We start from the raw sequence: 22264 nt of genomic DNA, 5'->3' as shown, positions 1-22264 counted from the left end.
AAAATACTGAATCTTTGCTTAGCCCGTGCTTCTACTCAGTCGAATAAAATCGTTAATTATTCAGCTTAAACCTGCATAAATTCCCTAGATTTTATCTGCTTTATCATGGCTTTTTTTTCATCGGCGCTTTACACAAAGCCCGGCAGTTATGGCATAATCAGCATAATTTCTTGTATTTATTCTCGGTATTTCTTTTATGAATCTGGAGCGGGTCGATCTCAATCTATTAATTTATCTTGATGTACTTCTTCGCGAAAAAAATGTCACCCGTGCAGCCGAACAATTGGGCGTTACCCAGCCTGCCATGAGTAATATTTTACGCCGATTACGCAATTTATTTAATGATCCTCTCCTGATCCGTTCTTCTGAAGGCATGACACCAACAGAACGTGCACTTGAGTTACAGCCACGTATCCGCGATGCGCTGGCTGACTTGTCCATGATTCTGGAACCGCGTACCGAGTTCCGTCCTTATACGTCAAATCGTGTCTTCCGGATTATGACCTCGGATTATGCCGAAGCGACACTGGTTCCTCGGCTGGTCAAAGCCTTACGTTCAGAAGCACCGAACGTGGTCTTGGACTTTCTAACCCCGAGTGATGTGTCTTATCGCGACATGGAACAAGGCAAAGTTGATCTGGCGATTAACCGTTTTAATGAAATACCGCAAAGTTTTCATCAGGTTCTGGTCTGGCGTGACAGTTTTTCCTGTTTATTAAACAATAAACACCCGGCTGCAACCAACCTGAACTTAAAAAGCTATCTGGATGCACAGCATATCTGGGTCTCTAAAACCGGTATGGGTGTCGGCTTTGGGGTCAACCCGGAGAAACAGGCCGGTTTAGGCTGGATCGATCAGGCTTTGGAACGTATTGGCCAGAAACGTAAAATCTCGGTCTTTACCCGTCATTATCAAATGCCAGGCTTATTGGCCTCCAATGTCGATCTGGTGGCAACCCTGCCTTCACGGATCGCACGCCTGCAAGCCAAGAATCATAATTTAATTCTGAAAGATCCACCATTTTATATTCCCGAATTTGAACTCAAAATGGCATGGTGCCCTCTATTGCATCATCACCCTGCACATCGCTGGTTACGTCAGCTGATTTTGTATGTTGCGCGTCAAATGATTGAGGAAGAAAATCGTGAATTCCTGAGCAATAATTCTCAATTTTCACACTATTAAACTCAAATTCTTCTAAATTCTTATTTTTTAAGATTATACTTTGAAGGCTTGAGAGGTAGTTTTTACACCTCAAGCCTTTTTTTGTGTTAAAAATATCCCAAGATACTATTCATCCACAGGTGGATTTGTGAGCCTCTTACAAAATATCGTGATTATCTTAATACTCATCGCGGGGGCCGGTTTTTTATCTTTAACAGAAATCGCCCTCGCAGGTGCCCGTAAAGTCAAACTGAAAATTCTGGCTGAATCGGGTGAACATCGCGCTCAAAAAGTTTTAGATCTACAAGAAAATTCTGCTGACTTCTTTGCAGCCTCTCAAATCGGTTTAAATGCAGTCGCCATTCTTGGCGGTATTTTAGGTGAAGGAGCCTTCCGTCCTTATATTTTTAATTTTGTTTCCCGCTTTTACCAGGGTCCTTGGGCTGAAAATATTAGCTTTGCACTTTCCTTTACTGTCGTCACTTCTTTATTTATTCTATTTGCAGACTTGATGCCGAAACGTTTGGCCATGATTGCGCCAGAAAAGATTGCAGTCTCGGTCATTGAACCCATTCAGATTTTCATTAAAGTCTGTAAGCCTTTGGCCTGGCTCATTAATGTTATTGCCAACATGCTGTTCCGTCTGTTTAAAGTGAATACCATTCGTGATGATAATATTACCTTTGATGATATTTCCGCAGTGATGGATGCAGGTGCACAAGCTGGCGTACTGCAAAAACAGGAACATCATTTCATTGAAAATGTATTCGAGCTGGAAGAGCGTAATGTACCTTCGAGTATGACTACCCGTGAGAATGTGGTGTTCTTTACCTTAAATGAACCAGAAGAAAGTATTCGGCAAAAGCTGGCGGAATATCCCTATTCCAAGTTTCTGGTGTGTAGCAATGACATCGACAGTGTGATTGGCTATGTCGATGCCAAAGATATTCTGGTGCGGATTCTGAATAACCAGTCGCTGCTACAGTTAAATGAAAATACCATCCGTAATGTCCTGACCATTCCGGATACTTTAACTTTATCGGAAGTTCTGGACCGTTTTCGCTCGACCAAGGAAAAATTTGCCGTCGTCATTAATGAATATGCGCTGGTGGTTGGGGTGATTACCCTCTCCGACATTATGATTACTGTAATGGGCGACTGGGTGACACCAATTGAAGCCGATCAGCAAATTATTAAGCGTGACAATAATTCCTGGTTGATTGAAGGCAGCACGCCAATTGAAGACATGAAACATGCGCTTGAAATCGACTCAATGCCAGATGAGGAAAATTACGAAACACTGGCTGGTTTTATGATGTTCAAGCTGCGTAAAATTCCGCGTCCTGCCGATACCGTCATTCATGCCGGTTATAAATTTGAAGTCGTCGATGTCGATCATTTCAAGATTGACCAGTTGCTGGTGACTCGGATCATTGAAATCAATCCATTAATTCAGGAAGAATCAGAATAATCTGATTCTTCTTCTATTTTAAAATAAAAATCATAAGGATAGAGTGATGTCCATTTCTGCGCTATTGGCTTGTTTTAGTTTTTATTCAGGACTGTATTTAATCTATTTCTTTTTTGCTCAACAACAAAATCCGCTGTTTTTGTTTTTAGCGATCATTTTATTGATTTTTGCTTGCATCATTACCCCTTATGGTTACCAGCGTCACCGTGGCCATTATGGCCGAACCATGAGTTGGGGACAGTATTTAGCCATACCTTTGATTTTATGGGGACGACTATTTATCGTTCCTATCAGTTTTATTTTAAGTTTGTTTTATTCAAACCAGTAAATTCAATCATAAAAAAGCACCTAACGGTGCTTTTTTACATCTATTGAGGTGCTTAGATCTTTGTTAACAATGCATCTAAAACAGCTTGATAGTGAATCTGGATATCATCTTCTAGAATCTTGTAAGCATTGTCGAACTGCACCATAGGCCAGCCTTCTTTCCAGAATGGGAAAATATTATGCAGGTCATGGGTAACAATCGCGTCTTCACGCACAATTGCTTGGGCAATTTGTGACAGTACCTGTGCAGTTTCAGCACCATCAATCGCCATATAATCAATTCCGCGCGCTTTTAAAATACGGACGCGGTCTTTTTTATAACGGATTTTTTTGATTTGTGCCGTATTCAGGCCCAAAGCCAAAGATACCGCTTCGACAAATTTGTCTTCAAATGACTGATTCAATGCCACTAACGCTTCTTTATGCGCTTCCTGACGACCAGCTTTACCACCCTGACGAATCACTTCTTTCGCCTCAGTATTTAGTTCATCCTTTTTCATGCTTTGCAGGATGTCTAAAATTTCGATGTCGCTTAACGCCTCAGGAGATTGATCAGTCATAAACTGTCCTTAAAAAAATAAATCTTGAATCGGCTATTTTCGCATAATTCGTGGCTAGAAAACTAAAATCTTCGTGATTAAAGCAATGATAAGCGCTGAAAATGGATTTGTCCTGTGATTCTGCGTCAAATCGACTATAGTGCCTGTGTCTATTTCTGAATCAATCTCTGGATGATGCCCACTACCCAAGTGACTTTGTTGCTGCAGCAACTTCAACAACAGTATCCGACTGCATTTAAAGGCAATTACCTGTTCTATAGCCAGATCAAAATCCGTGGGATCTGGGATAAAGCCAAGCTTTTGATTCCCTGGGTCTTGGCGGCCATGATTTTTATTCCCGTCAGTTTGATGTTCGGTGACGTCATAAAGCAATCTTTTGTGCAAGTGAGCGAATTTCAGGCGCAAAGTTATGCCATTTTGGCGATACTGTTGTTCCTGATGTTGAGTCTCACCTTAATTCTGCAACAGGTTCAGCATTCTTCTTATTCGCTATATCAGTTATTACGCCATACCCCAATCAAGATGGCTGTGGTGATTATACTACAAACCTTAAATCTGTTTTTTGTACAAAGTAGCCTGCTGATGTGGAGTTTATTCTTTTTTGGAGTCAGCTTTGGCTTTATCCGTTTTTATCGGGAAAACTTGTTCCGGGAAAACAGCCAAAATACTGAACATTATCAGTTGCAACAATTACGTAGAATCTGCTTCTGGGCTTATAAACAGACCTGTATGCTTCGACTAAAATTACGTTTTTGTTCAAACAATCATCCTCAGCATGCCGAACTAAAACAGCAATTAAATCACTATGCCGAGTTATATATCCAACTGCTGAAACATGAGCATCAATACTGTAAAACCATCAAGCATCTGGATGTCGACAGTTATTTGGACGAGAACTCATAGTGCTCTATTATTTTGATTAGCCATCTTGAATATTTCTAATAAGGGGCCTTAAAAACAGATTGATCTGCTAATTTTTTAGAGAGAAGCCACGGAATTGCTTGAAAAGAAAGCAATCATTTAGAAATGTGCTTGCCAAGCTTTATTTCGTCCTCTATTATTGCGCACATGCCCGAGTGGTGAAATCGGTAGACACAGGGGATTTAAAATCCCCCGCCCACAAAGCGTGCCAGTTCGAGTCTGGCCTCGGGCACCATTTTAATCTTTATTAAAATGGTGCAATAGAAAACCCAGCATTAGGCTGGTTTTTTTGTGCCTGAATTTTATTCTTTTAGCGCGAAATCCTCATGTCAGAATTAAAATACTTCGATCTCGCCACATTACAATTACGCCATCCAGACGCTTTTTTCCTGAAGCTGCGTTATAGCCGCTTCAAATTTAATGCCCTGCAAAATCTCCAGTTTGTGATCGCGATTAATTTACTGTCTCTTTTAATCTGCGTGGCCTGTAGCATCCGCTCAGTACTTCTGGAATATTATTTTTTCCAGAATGCCACGATCGCCTTTAATGTCACCTTGATCATGTTAATGGCCCTACTTTATCCCTATATCTGGTATGCACAATATCAGGCACAATTCAGCTCCAAAGCCTATAGTCAGCGTTTGCAGAACTGTCTGTATCTGCAAATTCCGATTTTTCTGGTTTTATTGCTGAATCTGTATGTAATTCATTCAGATATGCTGGTGATCATCAGCATGATCATTTTAGCGCTTTCCTCTTTTGGCGCTGTCACCTTAGAACCTTTATTTAAAAGTTCTTGTAGTGCAATTGATCAGATCAAACTGCAAAAACTGCGGCAGCTGGCCTTTTGGGCCTACCAACAGTCCAGATCCAAAACACCGCAACCGATTCAGGACCAGTCAAATCTGCAAGCTTATTACCAGAATCTTTATCAGCAATGCATGCATGAAGAGCAAAAATTACTCAGCTCGATTCGCTTTAAAAGTTTTAAAGACTATTTCTACAAATAATAAAAAACCCTGCAGTAGCAGGGTTTTATCGATCACCATTCACGATTGGTAATCAGCTCTTCCATTTCAATCTCGAACAACCCGTGCTCTTGCACCACCATCATCATGGCTTCGGCAATATAATCTGCAGCGGTATCATCCAGAGATGAATCCAGATCTTCAAACTGCGGTTTCATGGCATTAATATCAGCAACGGTCAGATGGGCAAGCTGGTAAATTTCTTGATCTGACAAAGCTGATTTAGCGACTTTTTGGGCAAAATGTTCGATGTGCTGTTTGATTTCAGCAACCAGAATATCGGGATAATACGCATCATCGAACATGGGGAGAAGTAAATCTGCAAACATTACAGGCACTCTAAAAGATGACAATTTAATCTAAGCGTGCCTATATAGCACATTGTTGCCTGAAAGCCAAACAACATTGCCAGATGCTTACTCTCCCGCCATCAATGTCTACGCCATCTGCATGGCTTGCCAGACTCTAATCGCATCCGCTGTCGCTTTCACATCATGTGCCCGTACCATACAGGCGCCCTGCTGAATACTGAGCAAATGTGCTGTTGCCGAACCCACCGCACGCGCCTGTGGTTCTGCGCCATCTAAGACAGCCCCAATAAAGCGTTTACGTGATAAGGCAGATAAAATCGGATAACCCATTTCTGTCAATTTATAAAATTCTTGAAGCAGCTTGAGATTTTGCTGAGCATTCTTGGCAAAACCAAACCCCGGATCAATCATGATATTTTCGGCTTTTACTCCTACATCCAAGGCATCCTGAACACGTTGAGATAGTTCGCCAATCACCTCGGTAGTGACATCCTCATATTGATCCAGATTGTTCATGGTGGTCGGCTCACCACGCATATGCATAATGATTACCGGAATATTTAATTCAGCGGCCGTTACTAAGGCATTGGGGCGGGTCAACGCACGGACGTCATTCCAGATATGCGCTCCGGCCTGAACCGCTGCACGAATCACTTCTGGTTGTGAAGTATCAATCGAGAGAACAACATCATGTTTTGCCAAGGCTTCAACCACAGGCACCACGCGGCGGATCTCTTCCTCTACGTCTACCACAGCGGCACCCGGACGGGTCGATTCCCCGCCGATATCAATTACGGTCGCACCTTCAGCCATCATCTCCAGCGCACGTGCAACTGCATCTTCTTTTTGATTATGCCGACCACCATCACTAAATGAGTCGGGGGTGACATTGAGAATTCCCATCACATGCGGCTGAGATAAGTCCAGTTTTAACTCACCAAATGTCCATACATGTGGTCGTAAAGGCATCAGCTGCATGTTTCCATTCTCGTTCACAATAATTCGAATATTGTCTTATGGATAGAGCAATAAAGCAAAGCTCGATAAGACATTTGCCCATTAGTTTTGAGTTAAATATAGCATTCAGAAAATTATCATAAAAATGACTGACATAAAAAAACCACCCGAAGGTGATTTTTTATTTAACTTAGTTGGCTGGCAATGGCGGTGGCGTTAACGGGCCATCATCTGGGGTTACATCAATCACAGGATTTTCTGCAACATAGACTTTTGGCGGTTGAGGCTCACGACCTTCCATAATGTCACGGATTTGATCACGATCAATAGTTTCCCATTCCATCAAGGCTTTGACCATCGCATGGGCAACATCTTTTTTACTTTCCAAGATATCGCGTGCGACTTTATATTGCTCATCCAGAATACGACGGATTTCACGATCGACTTCTAACTGGGTCGTTTCAGAAATACTGCGACTGCCAATACTACCCATAAACGATTGCTGTGCATCTTCTTCATAGACCATGACGCCCATTTTGTCAGACATACCGTATTTGGTCACCATCGCACGTGCCATTTTAGTTGCACGTTCGAAGTCGTTTGAAGCACCTGTCGACATTTGGTTAATGAAGACTTCTTCTGCAATGCGACCACCAAACAAAATAGAAAGTTCATTCAACATTTTGTCTTTATAATGGCTGGTTTGGTCAAATTCAGGTAGCTGCCAGGTCACGCCCAATGCCCAGCCACGCGGCATAATGGTGACTTTATGCACAGGGTCTGTACCCGGCAAACTTTCAGCAACAATCGCATGACCTGCTTCATGATAAGCCGTCGCACGACGCTCTTCATCACGCAGCACCATCGACTTACGCTCAGGCCCCATATACAGTTTGTCTTTTGCATCTTCGAAGTCATGCATATCGACAGTATTCTTGTTACGGCGTGCAGCAAATAAAGCAGCTTCATTCACTAGGTTGGCCAATTGCGCACCCGAGAAGCCCGGTGTACCACGTGCAAGTACTTTAACGTCGACCCCTGTGACTGAAGGCAGTTTTTTCAAATGCACATTCAGGATTTGTTCACGACCTTTGATGTCTGGCAAACCAACCACAACTTGACGGTCAAAACGGCCTGGACGAAGTAATGCTTTATCCAGTACATCTGCACGGTTGGTTGCAGCAATCACGATAATACCTTCATTGCCTTCAAAGCCGTCCATTTCCACCAGCATCTGGTTCAGCGTCTGCTCACGTTCATCGTGACCACCGCCTGTACCTGAACCACGGTGACGACCGACTGCATCAATCTCATCAATAAAGATGATACATGGTGCATGACGTTTTGCCTGTTCGAACATGTCACGCACACGCGATGCACCAACACCCACAAACATTTCCACGAAGTCAGAACCTGAAATACTAAAGAATGGCACTTTAGCTTCACCGGCAATGGCTTTGGCAAGCAAGGTTTTACCTGTACCTGGAGGACCGACCATCAAAACACCACGTGGAATACTTGCACCGAGACGTTTAAATTTCGTTGGGTCTTTCAGGAAGTCGACAATTTCAACCACTTCTTGCTTGGCTTCATCACAACCGGCAACATCGACGAAAGTGACTTTAATCTGGTCTTCAGACAACATTTTGGCTTTAGACTTACCAAAACTCATTGGGCCGTTTTTACCACCTGCACCGCCACCCATGTTGCGCATAAAGAACATGAATAACAAAATGATTAAAAGCACAGGGAAACTTGCAATAAGCAACTGCATGAGCAAGCCTTGACGTTGTGGTGCTTCACCTTCGACCACAACATTATTTTTAATGAGGCTTGGCATCAGCTCAGGATCCTGAACTGCCGGACGAATACTTTCAAACTCTGAACCGTTTGATTTTTCGCCACGAATTCTTTCGCCGTCAATAACAACTTGTTTAATTTGGCCAGCATTGACCGCGGCAACAAACTCTGAGTAGTTCATTGTAGTCGGTTGATTGCGGTCACTGACGTTGCTGAAGATTAACACCAGCACACCCAGTATTACGAGCCACAATACGGCATTCTTAAAAAGATCGCTCAAAGCTTTATTCCCATTCCAATCTAATTTGATCATGCCCTGTTCAGGGTGACCTTAATACTTAAGCTGTAAATTAACTTACAATTATCTGAAAACGTACAAAATGCACAATTTTTAACGACTTGGCAAGTAGACTTATTTTAAAGCCTTCTTGCGTCCCTGCCCGATCAGGAAAACTTCTTTAGAGCGAGCACGTGATGCCAAGGGTTTAGATGTTTTCAGAATATCAAAACTATCAACCACTTGCTTACGGAATTCATCAAAACCTGAGCCTTGGAAAACTTTTACCACAAATTGACCTTTGGGGCCTAGCACCTTATTGGCAAAATCCAGTGCAAGTTCACACAAGTAAATCTGACGCGGTTGATCTACAGCCTTATTACCTGATGTATTGGGGGCCATATCTGAAATTACAACGTCTACAGTACGACCATCTAAAATTTCTAGCAGTTTTTGGAAAACTTCTTCTTCACGGAAGTCACCTTGCAGAAAAGTGACATCTGGTAAAGCATCCATTGGTAAAATATCAGATGCAATCAATAAACCCTTATCGCCAACAAGTTTACCGGCAATCTGTGACCAGCTGCCTGGCGCTGCGCCCAGGTCGACCACAGTCATACCAGGTTTAATGATTTTATACTTTTCTTGCATTTCTAAGAGCTTATATGCTGCACGCGCACGATAGCCTTCCTTTTGTGCCTTTTTTACATAAGGATCGTCTAAATGCTCTCTCATCCAATCACGACTACTTTTAGATAACTTTTGGTTGGTAATGCGTGTAGCCATAACTCTCTAAATAAAAAAATGTCTTATTATTAATTGTACGTGAAAAAGACTTATTTTGCAGTATACATGTGTATCTAAATCTAAGGCTTTTGCTCTCTCCGTGGACAGATTGAATATGATTATTTCCTGATAATTTACAGCGTTTATTTTTTGCTTTTGCTATACTAAGCCGTTTTAAAATTCAGGTTATCTCTCATGGCGGCTTTATCTATTCAGGAACGTAAGCGTTTACGTCAAATCGGACATACACTTAACCCAGTCGTGATGCTAGGTGACAAAGGTCTGACGGAAAATGTCATTGAAGAATTAGCGCGTGCTTTAAACGATCACGAACTGATTAAAGTTAAAATTGTCGCTGAAGATCGTGAAGCGCGTGCAGCGCTGATTGCTGAAATTTCAGAAGCGACTGGTGCTGAAGTGGTTCAAACTATTGGTAAAATTGCACTTCTTTATAAGAAAGCGGCAAAACAGAACCAAAAATTGTCCAATCTTGTTCGTTTCGCTCATTTGTCTAACTAAGTACAGGACTTATGGCAAGTTACGAACTTAGCGCATTTGATCGCCGTTTTCAGGCCATCTCTCTGGTTGCTGCCATTGAACAGCAAGGTCCATGTAGTTTAAATGTGGGCTTCTGGATCCGCGATCCCAATCATTACATCCTGTGGCCAGACATGGTAGCTGCACATCCCCGTCAGGATTTCTTGTGGGAACAGACCTGCTTTGAAATTTTTATTGGGGTTCAGGGTGAAGATTTTTATCGTGAGATTAATCTCTCCCCTTCTCAGGCTTGGCAGGCTTATCAATTTGAAGAATACCGCTATCCTGAAGATATGCCACCACAAGCTGCAGATGATATTGAACTGAATCAGCTCAAACGTACCCATTATGGTCTCAATGTCAGTGTGGATCTGACCGATTTTATGGCAACACATAAACTCAAATGGGAAAACTTATTCCTGGGTTTATCTGCTGTTTTAAAAACCTCGCAAGGTGACCAGTACTACGCAATGCAGCATAGTAGTCCTCAGGCAGATTTTCATAATAAACGTGACTGGTTGCATGTGTTTTAAATCAATCAAACCTGTATATCCTCTGTCTGAATCTGTAATAGGCTGATAAAACGTGAGACTTGAAGTCTCACGTTTTTGTTTGTCTCTAGACAAAGTAGTTAGCTGTGTATGGTTATTTTGCATTTTCTTGTTTTTGAACATCTTAGAGTAGCATTTTAATGAGGTAACTGATGCTGGCTCCGAATGGCTTTCACTGCAGCATAAAGAATAAAAGTAAAAGTGAGTACCATGAGCAGAACAGTCCCCAAAACCAGCCCCAGTACGCCCAAACATAACACAATCACACCCAGATAAAGTATGCGCCCCAAGCCGCTTTCCAGATTAAGCAGCATAATCAATATCAATAAAACAAGCACACCTACCAAATAATGCCGTGGCATCGTAACCCCTTCTGATTATTATTGTGAGTCCGTTTTGCTACATAAAGACAAAGGAGAACATGTGATTGTTCTCCTTTTAAAGAGCAGCCTTTCAACGCAGCTTAACTTTTCAGCTCAGGCTTTTTGTCTGAACTTTCTGCTTTCACTACCGGCTTGACTTTTTTCAGCACTTCAATGGTGCTGTCTTTAGAACGTTTTAAGGTATCGGTCAAATGCTCTTTATGTTTGGTCGAAATCTGACTGACATCCTCTTTCAGTTCCTTGCCCAGACTGGACAAGTCTTCGATCACTGCATTGAATTCTGTTTTGATAAAGCTCTTCAATTCAGTTAATTCTTTTTGTGAACCGAAGATCTGCTCCTTTAAAGTGTCAATTCGCTGCAACACCTCCTGCTTAAATTGGCGCAATTGTTCCTGTACGGTATCGGTCAATTGCTTGGCTTCAACTTCAAGCTTTTCTTTACTTTCTTCGATGCTTTCAAGTGCTTGATCTTTCGCCTCTACTGCTACTTTTTCAAGCTTCTCGGCAGTTTCTGCCACGACGCTCGGGCTGGCTTTTTGGGATTGGGTAGATTTTGATGCTGTAGTCATTTGTCTTGTTCCTATTTTTATATTGACTGAGCTATAGTAGTAGACTTGATAAAATTTAAGATTTGATTTGTCTGACAATTATTAATTGCTTACATTTTTTCATCCTGTTTACAAAACAGACTTCCATTCAAAAAGCAAGGCATTTATCTTATACTTTCGCTGCAAAGCCATTGGACTTCAAGCATCATTCTGCGTATAATGCCGTGTTAAGTTCAAGCGAGCAGACATAGGAGGGTAGGTTTAAAAATTAGCCTTCCTTTTTTTTCGTCTTCTCGCTTTTTTACAGCCTAAATTTCAGGAGCTTTGGTTTGAGCACCCCAGCAATTTTAGCCCTTGCCGACGGAACTATCTTTAAAGGTACTTCGATTGGCGCATCGGGTAGTACGACTGGTGAAGTCGTTTTCAACACTGCCATGACTGGCTATCAAGAAATTTTGACTGACCCGAGTTATGCACAGCAACTTGTGACACTGACTTACCCGCATATCGGTAACACAGGCTGCAATGAAGAAGACGCTGAATCAGGTCGTATTCATAAAGTTTGGGCCAACGGATTGATCATTCGTGACCTGCCTTTATTGCACAGTAACTTCCGTTCAACCCAATCATTAGCTGAATATTTGGTACAACACAATGTTGTGGCAATTGCGGATATCGACACGCGTAAATTGACACGTATCCTACGTGACAAAGGTGCGCAAAATGGCTGTATCCTTGCTGGCGAAAATATCACTGAAGCAGAAGCGCTTGAAAAAGCACGTGCCTTTAGCGGTTTAAACGGTTTAGACCTGGCAAAAGAATGTTGCGATCCTGAGGGCTTTGAGTGGACTGAAGGCTCTTGGGCATTAGGCAAAGGTTTCTCTCAACCTGAACTTAAATTCCATGTTGTTGCATACGATTACGGTGTCAAAACCAACATCTTACGTATGCTCGCAGACCGCGGTTGTAAACTGACTGTGGTGCCTGCGCAAACTCCTGCTGCTGACGTACTTGCTCTGAATCCAGATGGCGTGTTCCTGTCGAACGGCCCTGGCGATCCAGCTGCATGTGACTACGCAATTGAAGCTGTAAAAACAATTGTAGAAACCACTGAAATTCCAGTATTTGGTATCTGTCTGGGTCACCAGATCCTTGCACTTGCAAGTGGCGCCAAAACACTAAAAATGCCTCACGGTCACCACGGTGCCAACCATCCTGTGCAAAACCTTGAAAATGGTACAGTGATGATTACTTCTCAAAACCACGGCTTCGCAGTTGATGAAAGCAACCTGCCGGATGTATTGCGTGTAACGCATCGCTCACTGTTTGATGGTACTAACCAAGGTATTCATCGCACAGACAAGCCTGCGTTCAGCTTCCAGGGTCACCCTGAAGCAAGCCCTGGTCCACATGACTGCGCACCATTGTTCGATCATTTCATCGAACTTATCGAAGCATCTAAGAAGTAATTAAGGAAGCATCATGGCTAAACGTACTGACATTAAAAGCATCTTAATTATTGGTGCGGGTCCGATTGTCATCGGTCAGGCATGTGAGTTTGACTACTCAGGTGCTCAAGCATGTAAAGCCCTTCGTGAAGAAGGCTACCGCGTTATTTTGGTCAACTCGAATCCGGCGACCATCATGACCGATCCTGCAATGGCAGACGCAACGTATATCGAACCGATTACCTGGCAAACTGTTGCACAAATTATTGAGAAAGAACGCCCAGACGCAGTTCTTCCCACCATGGGCGGTCAAACTGCATTGAACTGTGCCCTTGCCCTTGATGAGCACGGCATTCTAGAAAAATACAATGTTGAATTGATCGGCGCGACCAAAGAAGCGATTGAAAAAGCTGAAGACCGCAAACTCTTCGACCAGGCAATGCGTAAAATTGGTCTTGAATGTCCAAAAGCAGATATTGCCGAGTCAATGGAAGAAGCTTTAACTATTCAAGCACGCTTCGGCTTCCCTGTGATTATCCGTCCATCATTCACGATGGGTGGTTCAGGCGGCGGTATCGCATATAACCGTGAAGAGTTCATTGAAATCTGTGAACGCGGTTTCGATCTTTCTCCGACCAAACAGTTATTGATTGATGAATCTTTAATTGGCTGGAAAGAATACGAGATGGAAGTTGTTCGTGACAAAAACGACAACTGTATCATCGTCTGTACCATTGAAAACTTTGATCCAATGGGCGTGCACACCGGTGACTCCATCACTGTTGCACCTGCACAAACGCTGACAGATAAAGAATTCCAGTTACTTCGTAATGCATCTTTAGCCGTACTTCGTGAAATTGGCGTAGAAACAGGCGGTTCAAACGTTCAGTTCGGTATCAACCCGAAAGACGGTCGTATCGTTGTGATCGAGATGAACCCACGTGTTTCTCGTTCTTCTGCCCTTGCATCTAAAGCAACGGGTTTCCCGATTGCGAAAATCGCGGCGAAACTGGCTGTAGGTTATACCCTTGATGAGTTGAAAAATGACATCACGGGCGGTACAACACCGGCTTCATTCGAACCTGCGATTGACTACGTTGTAACGAAAATTCCTCGCTTCAACTTCGAGAAATTCCCGCAAGCAGATGCAACTTTGACGACTCAGATGAAATCTGTCGGTGAAGTCATGGCCATTGGCCGTAACTTCCAGGAGTCTATGCAAAAAGCGCTTCGTGGTCTTGAAGTCGGTGCTTCTGGCTTCGATGAAAAAATCGAAATCGGTGCTGAAGGTGCGAAAGATAAAATTCTTCAAGAACTTAAAGTGCCAGGTCCTGAGCGCATCTGGTTCATTGGTGATGCATTCCGTCACGGCTTTACACTTGATGAAGTATTTGCTGCAACCAATATCGACCCTTGGTTCCTGATTCAAATCGAAGACATCATTAAAACTGAAGAACAGATTAAATCTTTAGGTTTTGGTGATTTGAACGCGGACAACATCCGCAGCTTCAAACGTAAAGGTTTATCGGATCTTCGTATTGCAGACTTGATGGGCATTTCACAAAAACAATTCCGTAAACACCGTTGGAACCTGGGCGTAACCCCTGTTTACAAACGTGTCGATACATGTGCTGCAGAATTCGAATCTGATACAGCATACATGTACTCAACTTACGATGAAGAATGTGAAGCAAATCCATCAACGCGTGACAAGATCATGGTGATTGGTGGCGGACCTAACCGTATTGGTCAAGGCATCGAGTTCGATTACTGCTGTGTACACGCAGCGCTTGCAATGCGTGAAGATGGTTATGAAACCATCATGGTCAACTGTAACCCTGAAACGGTTTCTACAGATTACGACACATCAGACCGTTTGTACTTCGAACCAATCACATTGGAAGATGTGCTTGAAATCGTACGTATCGAGAAGCCTAAAGGCATTATCGTGCAGTACGGTGGTCAAACACCTTTGAAATTGGCTCGTGCTTTGGAAGAAGCCGGTGCGCCAATTATCGGTACATCTCCAGACGCGATTGACCGTGCAGAAGACCGTGAACGCTTCCAGCAAATGATTCAGCGTCTGCAACTTCGTCAACCGAACAACAGCATTGTAAAATCTGCTGAAGAAGGTATGGCTGAAGCAGCGAAAGTTGGCTATCCACTCGTTGTACGTCCATCATACGTTCTTGGCGGTCGTGCCATGGAAATCGTCTATAACGATGACGAATTGAAACGCTACTTACGTGATGCAGTTCAAGCATCAAACGAAGCACCGGTTCTTCTTGACCGCTTCCTTGATGACGCGATCGAAGTTGACGTGGACTGTGTATCTGACGGCAAAGACGTTGTGATTGGCGGTATCATGCAGCACATTGAACAAGCGGGTATCCACTCTGGTGACTCAGCATGTTCGATTCCTCCTTACTCGCTTTCTCAAGAAGTACAGGACGAAATGCGCCGTCAAACTGTTGCAATGGCAAAAGAACTGGGTGTAATCGGTTTGATGAACGTTCAGTTTGCAGTAAAAGGCACTGACGTTTACATTCTGGAAGTGAACCCACGTGCATCACGTACTGTACCGTTCGTTTCTAAATGTATCGGTGAGTCTTTAGCAAAAGTTGCTGCACGTTGTATGGCAGGTCAATCTCTAGAATCTCAAGGATTCACTAAAGAGATTATTCCTCAGCACTTCTCTGTAAAAGAAGCGGTGTTCCCATTCAACAAATTCCCGGGTGTTGACCCAATCCTTGGCCCTGAGATGAAATCGACTGGCGAAGTCATGGGTGTTGGTAAATCATTTGGTGAAGCGTTCTATAAAGCTGTATTAGGCTCGAACGATCGCTTACCAGGTAAACCAACTGAAGGCGAAGTAAAACATGCATTCCTGTCTGTTCGTGATTCAGATAAGCCGCATGTCGCGCGTATCGCTCAGCAACTGGTAGACTATGGCTTCAAGTTGCTTGCAACGGGTGGCACATACAGCGTGATTACTGAAGCGGGTATTGCATGTGAACGTGTGAATAAAGTAACTGAAGGCCGTCCTAATATTGTGGACCGCTTGAAAAATGGCGAAATTCACCTCATTATCAATACATCTGAAGGTAAACAGGCTCAGCAGGATTCGTTCTCGATCCGTCGCTCTGCGCTACAAGGTAAAGTGTATTACACGACCACCTTGAACGGTGCTGATGCTGTATGCCAAGCTTTAGCAATCAAATTGCCAATGGATGTATATCGCTTGCAAGACCTAACTAAAGGTTAATTAAGTTTCCAAGAAGTCCCGCTACCTTCTTGGTGGCGGGCTTTTTTTTATTTATAGATTTTATATCTTTCAACTGACTTTTGAGGGACAACATGCAACGTTATCCTATGACTCCTGAAGGCAAAATTGCCTTAGAGAAAGAATTACATCAACTGAAAACCGTTGACCGTCCTCGTATCACGGCTTCGATTGCGGAAGCACGTGAACACGGCGACTTAAAAGAAAATGCAGAATATCACGCAGCGCGTGAACAGCAAGGCTTCTGTGAAGGCCGTATTCAGGACATCGAAGGGAAACTGGGCGCTTGCCAGGTCATTGATGTGAAAGAACTTGAGCAATCAGGTCGTGTGGTTTTTGGTGTGACAGTGACAATTGAAAACCTGGATACTGAAGAGCAAAAAACTTACAAGATTGTAGGCGATGACGAAGCAGACTTTAAGATCAACAAGATCTCTGTGAACTCACCAATTGCACGTGGTCTTTTAGGTAAAAACGAAGGCGATGATGTGAAAATTACGACACCAAATGGTGAAGTTGAATACGAAATTGTGAAAGTTGAATATATCTAAGCTTTAGATATTTACAACAATTAAAGCCCCTCAATTGAGGGGTTTTTTATTGCAAAACTATTGATTTAGCTTTAATTTATGAGCAAATAATAAAATAGATAACAAAAAATGGATGATCGCTTCATACACGCTTTTTACTATGCACTTGGCGGTTTGATCCTTGGTGTTGCCATCGCGATCAACTGGTCATACTTCATCGACATGCATACCAGTTCTGTCCTGATTATTTCAACCGCGATACTCAGCTGCGCAATTCTGGGCTTTCATTTTCCCAATTGTATTGCTCGTATTTTTAGTATCTTTTGGAATTTGTTCAGATAAAATTTTTCATAATTTAAATTATATTCTTCACCCCCTTGTACACTCAGCATATATTCTGAGGATGTTATTCCATAGGGACACAAAGCCATCATTACAAATCAAAATTCACAATAAAATTGCCTTTCCTTTTAGGAAATGAAGAACACTACTCGACAAAGGAGAGGCCTTGTTTAAGAATCTCCCCAAAATCCCACTTTTTCAAAGAGGGACTTTTGTTTGCTATAATCCCCCAACCTTCAAAACGCCATATACGCATGTCTGAAAAGTTAATTAATTCCCCTGTCAAACACTGGTGTGAGTTCGAATTCATCTCAAAAACGGTGAAGAATCCAAATATTCATATTAAGGGGAATTATTCTTACTATTCCGCTTATTGGGATCAAGGGTTTGAGCGTTGTGTTGTGCGTTATCTACATGACAAGTCCTCTACTCCAGATAAACCCATTGATCAGCTCTATATCGGCAATTTTGTCTGTTTTGGCGCAGAATGCGTGATTATGATGGGTGGTAATCAATTACACCGTACAGACTGGATTTCAGCCTTTCCCTTCGATACACGCAGCTTTGTGCCTGCTGGCGACACAGTCATTGGCGATGGTTGCTGGATTGGCTCACGTGCCATGATTATGCAAGGTGTAACGCTTGGCGAAGGTGCTGTGGTGGCAACAGGTGCCGTGGTCACCAAAGACGTTCCATCATACGCAGTGGTCGGTGGCGTGCCTGCCAAAATTATTAAATATCGTTTTCCTAAAGCAGATATAGAAAAACTGCTTTCTCTTAAACTCTATGACTTAGATGAAAAGCAGTTTTTAAAAATGCGTGAGCAGTTGCAAACAGATGATGTTAGATCACTGCTACATGCCTTTACTGCGCTTGAATAAAAGGGATTAACACCAAACTCCGCTGTTTATATTCGTCGATTTTATTATTTTTAAGCCAGTTTATATTCAAATAACTTAAACGCCATTCATAATAAGCCAATCCTACATCTCTATAGCTGATCTTAAGTACGGTCTCCTTCTGATCATCACAATAATTATTCTTTTTATCTTTCATATCTTTGTAGCAGGAAAGTCGATTCTGGTATTCGTAAAAAGGTAAATGCTCGAAGACCAGTTTTGTCTTTCCTTTTGGAAGTAATTGAATAAACTGTGCATTCTGTTCACCTGCATCATTTGAAACCCAGCCATGAATTAAGGCAATAGCATAACTATGCCGATTGAGTGGGTATAAGGCAGGATATATAAATTCTATACCACTCTTATCCTCTTTAAGCGCATAAACCTGTTGATACGTGGTTAGATCCCAATAATCAATGATTTGATATTTTCCAAGATTTTTTGAAAGCTGAATAATTTGTAAATTTTCATCAATTAAATAATATTTTTCAGCTTCAGCAATTTTAACTACCCAAAGTTTTGCATCACGCTCATCACAACTAAATTTTACTTTTTGACAAATTGATCTTATTTCTGCTTTGGAAATATTTTTTTCTTTAAAAGGAAATGACTTAATTGAATCTGCAGCAAAAACAGGCAAAGCCATAAATAAAATTAAAGTTGATAGCATTAAATTTTTAATCATCATACATATTCTTGTTATTTGTTTTATTTTAACTATTGTAGTGCTTTTCAGATTTTCCACCAACATCATCACCAAATATCAGACATAAAAAAACCCACTCAATCGGAGTGGGTTTTTTCAGAATATGGTGGCTATGACGAGACTTGAACTTGTGACCCCCGCATTATGAGTGCGGTGCTCTAACCAACTGAGCTACATAGCCTTAAACTGTGCGCGCATTATGAGATTTTCTTTAAAGAGCGTCAACCCCATAATGCACTGTTTGATCAAAATTTGTTGAAGTGAGCCGATAAGCCGGGTTCTGTCGTGAACGATCATTCCTCTAGGCGCACAATCACTCATGCGCTCAAGCGACCTACCCGAATCCAGCATGGGCCATGCCTAATGGATTCCTATTTGGTCTTGCTTCCGGTGGGGTTTACCTCGCCATGAACTGTTACCAGCCATACGGTGCGCTCTTACCGCACCCTTTCACCCTTACCTCCGATTCCGATTGCTCGAAAACATACTGAAGGCGGTCTTCTCTCTGCTGCACTTGCCGTCGGTTTACACCGCCCAGGCGTTACCTGGCACCTTGCCCTATGAAGCCCGGACTTTCCTCCCCTGCTTCAATCACGGAGATCTCCACAGCAGCGATCGTCTGGCTCACTTCGAGCGGCATAGTACCAAATATCGAGACTAATTGCTTGATGTTTTTTGAGCAGTCAGTTTTTCATACTTGGCTTGCAGCTGCTCCTGCGTTTCCGCATGGTTCGGATCCAGTGGAATACAATCCACCGGACAGAACAGCTGACATTGCGGTTGATCATGATGTCCGACGCACTCTGTACATAAATCTGGATGAATCTCATAAATGAGTTCACCCATATAAATGGCCTCATTCGGGCATACAGGTTCACAGACATCACAATTAATACATTCATCGGTGATATATAAAGACACGCTACCAACCTTGTTGAAGTTTACGCCCGAAGGCAGCAACCACGTTTGGTGGTACAAACTTGGTCACATCACCTCTTAATCGAGCAATTTCACGCACCAAAGTGGATGAAATAAAAGAATATTGCTCTGAAGGAGTTAAAAATACCGCTTCAAAGTGGGAGTCAAGCTGACGGTTCATATTGGCCAGCTGAAATTCATACTCAAAATCGGACACTGCACGCAAACCACGCAGTACAGCCGTCGCTTTTTGCTCACGAAAGAAATTGACCAGCAAACCATCAAAACCTACAAATTCAACATTGTCCAAATGACTCAATGACTCTTTTGCCAGGGCAACACGCTCTTCCAGACTAAATACCGGATTTTTATGATGACCGATGGCAATCGCCACAACGACCTCATCAAACATTCGCGCTGCGCGGGTTACCAAATCAATATGTCCATTGGTAATTGGATCAAAAGTCCCCGGATAAATCACACGAGTTTTAGACATCCATTTGTACTCTGTTTGTTATGTAGAATCTTATTTTAGCAAAAACTTGTTTTTTTGGTGAATAATCCTCATTAATTTAAAAAACTTCACCTTATTTCTAGTTGCGGTACAATAGCAGCACGTTTGGAAGTATCAGATTATGGCGAAAGCATCTATTGTAGTAAAAAAAAATAATGGCGGTACCATTGCACTGAATAAACGTGCCCGCCACGATTATTTTATTGAAGAGAAATTTGAAGCGGGGCTGTCATTAAAGGGCTGGGAAGTCAAATCAATGCGTGCCGGTCGTATGACCATTGTAGAAAGCTATATTACCTTTAAAAATGGTGAAGCTTTCCTGTTTGGTGCGCAAGTTCAGCCTTTGCTGAGTGCTTCAACACACGTGGTGCCTGAAGCGACCCGTACCCGAAAACTGTTGTTGAATCGCCGTGAAATTGAAAAGCTGATGGGCGCGATTAACCAGAAAGGTTATTCCTGCGTGCCACTGGCCTGTTACTGGAAAGGCCCACATGCCAAGCTGGAAATTGCACTGGTCAAAGGTAAGCAGCTCCATGACAAACGTGCCACTGAAAAAGACCGTGACTGGCAACGTGATAAAGCGCGAATTTTCCATAAATAATGGATCAATACTTGAATATAAAAACCTCCAGCATGTGGAGGTTTTTTTATCACTGACTAAGCTGGATGATTTAAGCGCGCCAGTGTCAAAGCAATATATTCGCCAAACCAGAGCGCGGTTTTTAAATCCCCTTCAGGTGGGGTGACTTCTACCGGTGCATTGTCCGACTGGGTCATCAGCCCCAAAAAGCTCGACATACGATTCAGATCAGTCACGGCACGACCTGTCGGCATCAAGGGCAAACCGCTCCACAACATACCATGCTGCATCGCAAACAGGTTGATTTGCTGCAACACTGCCAGTTTGTCGCCACTAAGTCCGCCACCATTGGTAAAAGCTGCTGCCAGTTTGCCCTGCCAGCTACGCGCCAGCCAGCGCTTGGATGACTGCTCCATAAACAGCTTCATGGCAGAGGTCAGGCTTCCCATATAGGTCGGACAACCAAAGACAATCGCATCTGCGGCATCTAGCACATCCCAATCAATATGTTCGACATTCATCATATGCACCTGAACACCGGTTTCCCGTGCACCATCGGCAATAAAATTTGCCACTTTAGCCGTGTGTCCATAAGGACTGTGATAAACAATCGCAACAGATTTGGAAGATAGGGACATAATGCTCAAAAGCCAAAAAATTCAGTTAAGTTTAACATTTTCATGCCATAAACACGAATGTCGCCATACGACCCGTTTTAGGCTCACGGCGATAAGAAAAATATTCATCCGCCTGACGATAAGAACACTGATCCCCGCCCAATACGGTATGTATCCCATGTTGTCGCAAGATATAACGCGCAATCGCATACAGGTCGGCATAATATTTACCCGCCTGCTCGCCCACCTGAAATGCACTGTCCAGTTCAGGATATTTACTGCAAAAAGCCACTTTCACCTCAGTGCCAATTTCAAAACAGGGCTGACTGATGGCTGCACCAAGCCAGGCCCAGGTCGGCGGAGTCTGCATGGCCGCAATGGTATTTTCGATAATACCACCGGCCAGACCACGCCAACCGGCATGCAAATTGGCAACTTCCGTACCATCGGCATTACCTAACACCACCGGCAAACAGTCTGCGGTCATCATCATCAGGGCATGCGCTTTGCGCTGCGTCACCAGACCATCGCCGACCAATGCCTCAAAGGGTATCTGTTCATTAATGCTATGACAGATGGTGCTATGCGTCTGGGTCATCCAGGTAATTTTATCTACGCCAAAGGCAGCGAAATCTTGCAGTAAAGCCATACGATGCTGTTGTACCCGCTGCGCATCATCCTGCACATGCAAGGCCAGATTAAAACCTGCAAGCTCAGGCTGCGTGGATGGCTGTACTTTCGCATGATGAACGCGGGTCTGACCCACATACACACCTTGTGAAAGTCCTGGTACAAATTGCATCTC

At 42.9% G+C, this 22264-nt stretch carries 24 protein-coding genes, 2 tRNA genes and 1 other RNA gene; 13 read left to right on the top strand and 14 right to left on the bottom strand.

The features are described from left to right. The first annotated feature begins 196 nt into the window (after window positions 1-196). The 3 genes from FTU45_RS07745 to FTU45_RS07735 all read left to right on the top strand — a co-directional run bounded on the left by FTU45_RS07745 (window position 197) and on the right by FTU45_RS07735 (window position 2964). Window positions 197-1186 carry a LysR family transcriptional regulator gene (locus FTU45_RS07745; RefSeq protein WP_005097703.1) on the top strand — a complete coding sequence of 330 codons (990 nt, stop codon included), beginning with the start codon at window positions 197-199 and terminating at the stop codon, window positions 1184-1186. 127 nt (window positions 1187-1313) lie between these two features. Next, window positions 1314-2636: a hemolysin family protein gene (locus FTU45_RS07740; RefSeq protein WP_005097704.1), complete on the top strand. Its 1323-nt coding sequence runs from the start codon at window positions 1314-1316 to the stop codon at window positions 2634-2636. Window positions 2637-2682: 46 nt separating this feature from the next. Continuing rightward, complete coding sequence (locus FTU45_RS07735; RefSeq protein WP_180076241.1) at window positions 2683-2964, top strand: hypothetical protein; 282 nt, start codon at window positions 2683-2685, stop codon at window positions 2962-2964. A gap of 52 nt (window positions 2965-3016) precedes the next feature. Here the strand turns inward: FTU45_RS07735 and FTU45_RS07730 are convergent, their stop codons facing one another. Then, window positions 3017-3523, bottom strand: coding sequence for a hypothetical protein (locus tag FTU45_RS07730; RefSeq protein WP_074383395.1), 507 nt, complete (start codon window positions 3521-3523; stop codon window positions 3017-3019). A gap of 174 nt (window positions 3524-3697) precedes the next feature. Between FTU45_RS07730 and FTU45_RS07725 the strand changes: the two genes are divergently transcribed. From FTU45_RS07725 to FTU45_RS07715, 3 genes are all read left to right on the top strand, one after another. After that, entirely contained in the window at window positions 3698-4426 is a 729-nt protein-coding gene (locus FTU45_RS07725; RefSeq protein WP_100534866.1) for a hypothetical protein, read from the top strand. Between the two features lie 167 nt (window positions 4427-4593). Next, a tRNA-Leu gene (locus FTU45_RS07720) sits at window positions 4594-4679 on the top strand. A 91-nt stretch (window positions 4680-4770) separates the two neighbouring features. Next, window positions 4771-5454 carry a hypothetical protein gene (locus tag FTU45_RS07715; RefSeq protein WP_180076222.1) on the top strand — a complete coding sequence of 228 codons (684 nt, stop codon included), beginning with the start codon at window positions 4771-4773 and terminating at the stop codon, window positions 5452-5454. Window positions 5455-5486: 32 nt separating this feature from the next. Here the strand turns inward: FTU45_RS07715 and FTU45_RS07710 are convergent, their stop codons facing one another. The 4 genes from FTU45_RS07710 to rlmE form a co-directional block, all read right to left on the bottom strand. Further along, entirely contained in the window at window positions 5487-5801 is a 315-nt protein-coding gene (locus FTU45_RS07710) for a DUF5713 family protein (protein WP_005169878.1), read from the bottom strand. Window positions 5802-5909: 108 nt separating this feature from the next. Next, window positions 5910-6761: a dihydropteroate synthase gene (gene folP, locus FTU45_RS07705; protein WP_159138239.1), complete on the bottom strand. Its 852-nt coding sequence runs from the start codon at window positions 6759-6761 to the stop codon at window positions 5910-5912. Between the two features lie 169 nt (window positions 6762-6930). Then, complete coding sequence (gene ftsH / locus FTU45_RS07700; RefSeq protein ID WP_100355633.1) at window positions 6931-8820, bottom strand: ATP-dependent zinc metalloprotease FtsH; 1890 nt, start codon at window positions 8818-8820, stop codon at window positions 6931-6933. A 132-nt stretch (window positions 8821-8952) separates the two neighbouring features. Next, window positions 8953-9603 (bottom strand): 23S rRNA (uridine(2552)-2'-O)-methyltransferase RlmE, encoded by a 651-nt coding sequence (rlmE, locus tag FTU45_RS07695; protein ID WP_005097715.1) that lies wholly within the window; start codon window positions 9601-9603, stop codon window positions 8953-8955. Window positions 9604-9798: 195 nt separating this feature from the next. On the opposite strand from rlmE, the gene yhbY reads away from it, so the two are divergent. Next, window positions 9799-10122 (top strand): ribosome assembly RNA-binding protein YhbY, encoded by a 324-nt coding sequence (yhbY, locus tag FTU45_RS07690; protein ID WP_005097716.1) that lies wholly within the window; start codon window positions 9799-9801, stop codon window positions 10120-10122. Window positions 10123-10133: 11 nt separating this feature from the next. After that, window positions 10134-10673 carry a DOMON-like domain-containing protein gene (locus FTU45_RS07685; RefSeq protein ID WP_005169863.1) on the top strand — a complete coding sequence of 180 codons (540 nt, stop codon included), beginning with the start codon at window positions 10134-10136 and terminating at the stop codon, window positions 10671-10673. Between the two features lie 155 nt (window positions 10674-10828). Here the strand turns inward: FTU45_RS07685 and FTU45_RS07680 are convergent, their stop codons facing one another. Together FTU45_RS07680 and FTU45_RS07675 are read right to left on the bottom strand one after the other, a co-directional pair. Then, window positions 10829-11053 (bottom strand): hypothetical protein, encoded by a 225-nt coding sequence (locus FTU45_RS07680; RefSeq protein WP_005169862.1) that lies wholly within the window; start codon window positions 11051-11053, stop codon window positions 10829-10831. Window positions 11054-11154: 101 nt separating this feature from the next. Beyond that, complete coding sequence (locus FTU45_RS07675) at window positions 11155-11643, bottom strand: hypothetical protein (protein ID WP_005097720.1); 489 nt, start codon at window positions 11641-11643, stop codon at window positions 11155-11157. A 308-nt stretch (window positions 11644-11951) separates the two neighbouring features. Between FTU45_RS07675 and carA the strand changes: the two genes are divergently transcribed. The 4 genes from carA (at window position 11952) to FTU45_RS07655 (ending at window position 18106) form a co-directional block, all read left to right on the top strand. Next, the gene (gene carA, locus FTU45_RS07670; RefSeq protein WP_005097721.1) at window positions 11952-13091 is read left to right on the top strand and encodes a glutamine-hydrolyzing carbamoyl-phosphate synthase small subunit; all 1140 of its coding nucleotides are present in this window, start codon (window positions 11952-11954) and stop codon (window positions 13089-13091) included. A gap of 13 nt (window positions 13092-13104) precedes the next feature. Next, window positions 13105-16335 (top strand): carbamoyl-phosphate synthase large subunit, encoded by a 3231-nt coding sequence (gene carB, locus FTU45_RS07665; protein WP_005097722.1) that lies wholly within the window; start codon window positions 13105-13107, stop codon window positions 16333-16335. A gap of 92 nt (window positions 16336-16427) precedes the next feature. Continuing rightward, window positions 16428-16904, top strand: coding sequence for a transcription elongation factor GreA (gene greA / locus FTU45_RS07660; RefSeq protein WP_005097724.1), 477 nt, complete (start codon window positions 16428-16430; stop codon window positions 16902-16904). Between the two features lie 575 nt (window positions 16905-17479). Further along, window positions 17480-18106: a CatB-related O-acetyltransferase gene (locus tag FTU45_RS07655; protein ID WP_180076221.1), complete on the top strand. Its 627-nt coding sequence runs from the start codon at window positions 17480-17482 to the stop codon at window positions 18104-18106. On the opposite strand, the gene FTU45_RS07650 is transcribed toward FTU45_RS07655, so the two are convergent. The 5 genes from FTU45_RS07650 to coaD all read right to left on the bottom strand — a co-directional run bounded on the left by FTU45_RS07650 (window position 18090) and on the right by coaD (window position 20244). Then, window positions 18090-18812 (bottom strand): hypothetical protein, encoded by a 723-nt coding sequence (locus tag FTU45_RS07650; protein WP_180075254.1) that lies wholly within the window; start codon window positions 18810-18812, stop codon window positions 18090-18092. The genes FTU45_RS07655 and FTU45_RS07650 overlap by 17 nt on opposite strands. 122 nt (window positions 18813-18934) lie before the next feature. Then, a tRNA-Met gene (locus FTU45_RS07645) sits at window positions 18935-19011 on the bottom strand. A 72-nt stretch (window positions 19012-19083) separates the two neighbouring features. Continuing rightward, an RNA gene (gene rnpB / locus FTU45_RS07640) (RNase P RNA component class A) lies at window positions 19084-19461 on the bottom strand. 26 nt (window positions 19462-19487) lie between these two features. Then, on the bottom strand, window positions 19488-19751 hold the full coding sequence (locus tag FTU45_RS07635) for a YfhL family 4Fe-4S dicluster ferredoxin (RefSeq protein WP_005097729.1): 264 nt from the start codon (window positions 19749-19751) through the stop codon (window positions 19488-19490). A 1-nt stretch (window position 19752) separates the two neighbouring features. Beyond that, window positions 19753-20244 carry a pantetheine-phosphate adenylyltransferase gene (gene coaD / locus FTU45_RS07630; RefSeq protein ID WP_180076220.1) on the bottom strand — a complete coding sequence of 164 codons (492 nt, stop codon included), beginning with the start codon at window positions 20242-20244 and terminating at the stop codon, window positions 19753-19755. 139 nt (window positions 20245-20383) lie between these two features. Between coaD and smpB the strand changes: the two genes are divergently transcribed. After that, complete coding sequence (gene smpB / locus FTU45_RS07625) at window positions 20384-20863, top strand: SsrA-binding protein SmpB (RefSeq protein WP_004280586.1); 480 nt, start codon at window positions 20384-20386, stop codon at window positions 20861-20863. 56 nt (window positions 20864-20919) lie between these two features. Here smpB and FTU45_RS07620 read toward each other — a convergent pair whose 3' ends face one another. Both FTU45_RS07620 and pgeF read right to left on the bottom strand, forming a co-directional pair. Then, a complete protein-coding gene (locus tag FTU45_RS07620; protein WP_005097730.1) occupies window positions 20920-21480 on the bottom strand; it encodes a flavodoxin family protein in 561 nt (186 codons plus the stop codon). A 40-nt stretch (window positions 21481-21520) separates the two neighbouring features. Then, window positions 21521-22261, bottom strand: coding sequence for a peptidoglycan editing factor PgeF (gene pgeF, locus FTU45_RS07615; protein WP_180076219.1), 741 nt, complete (start codon window positions 22259-22261; stop codon window positions 21521-21523). Window positions 22262-22264: the final 3 nt, after the last annotated feature.

It is taken from the genome of Acinetobacter sp. YH12106, assembly GCF_013418995.1.
Taxonomy (GTDB): Bacteria; Pseudomonadota; Gammaproteobacteria; order Pseudomonadales; family Moraxellaceae; genus Acinetobacter; species Acinetobacter pseudolwoffii.
The sequence above is the reverse complement of the archived record's forward strand: the minus strand, read 5'-3'. Positions and strand labels throughout refer to the sequence as shown.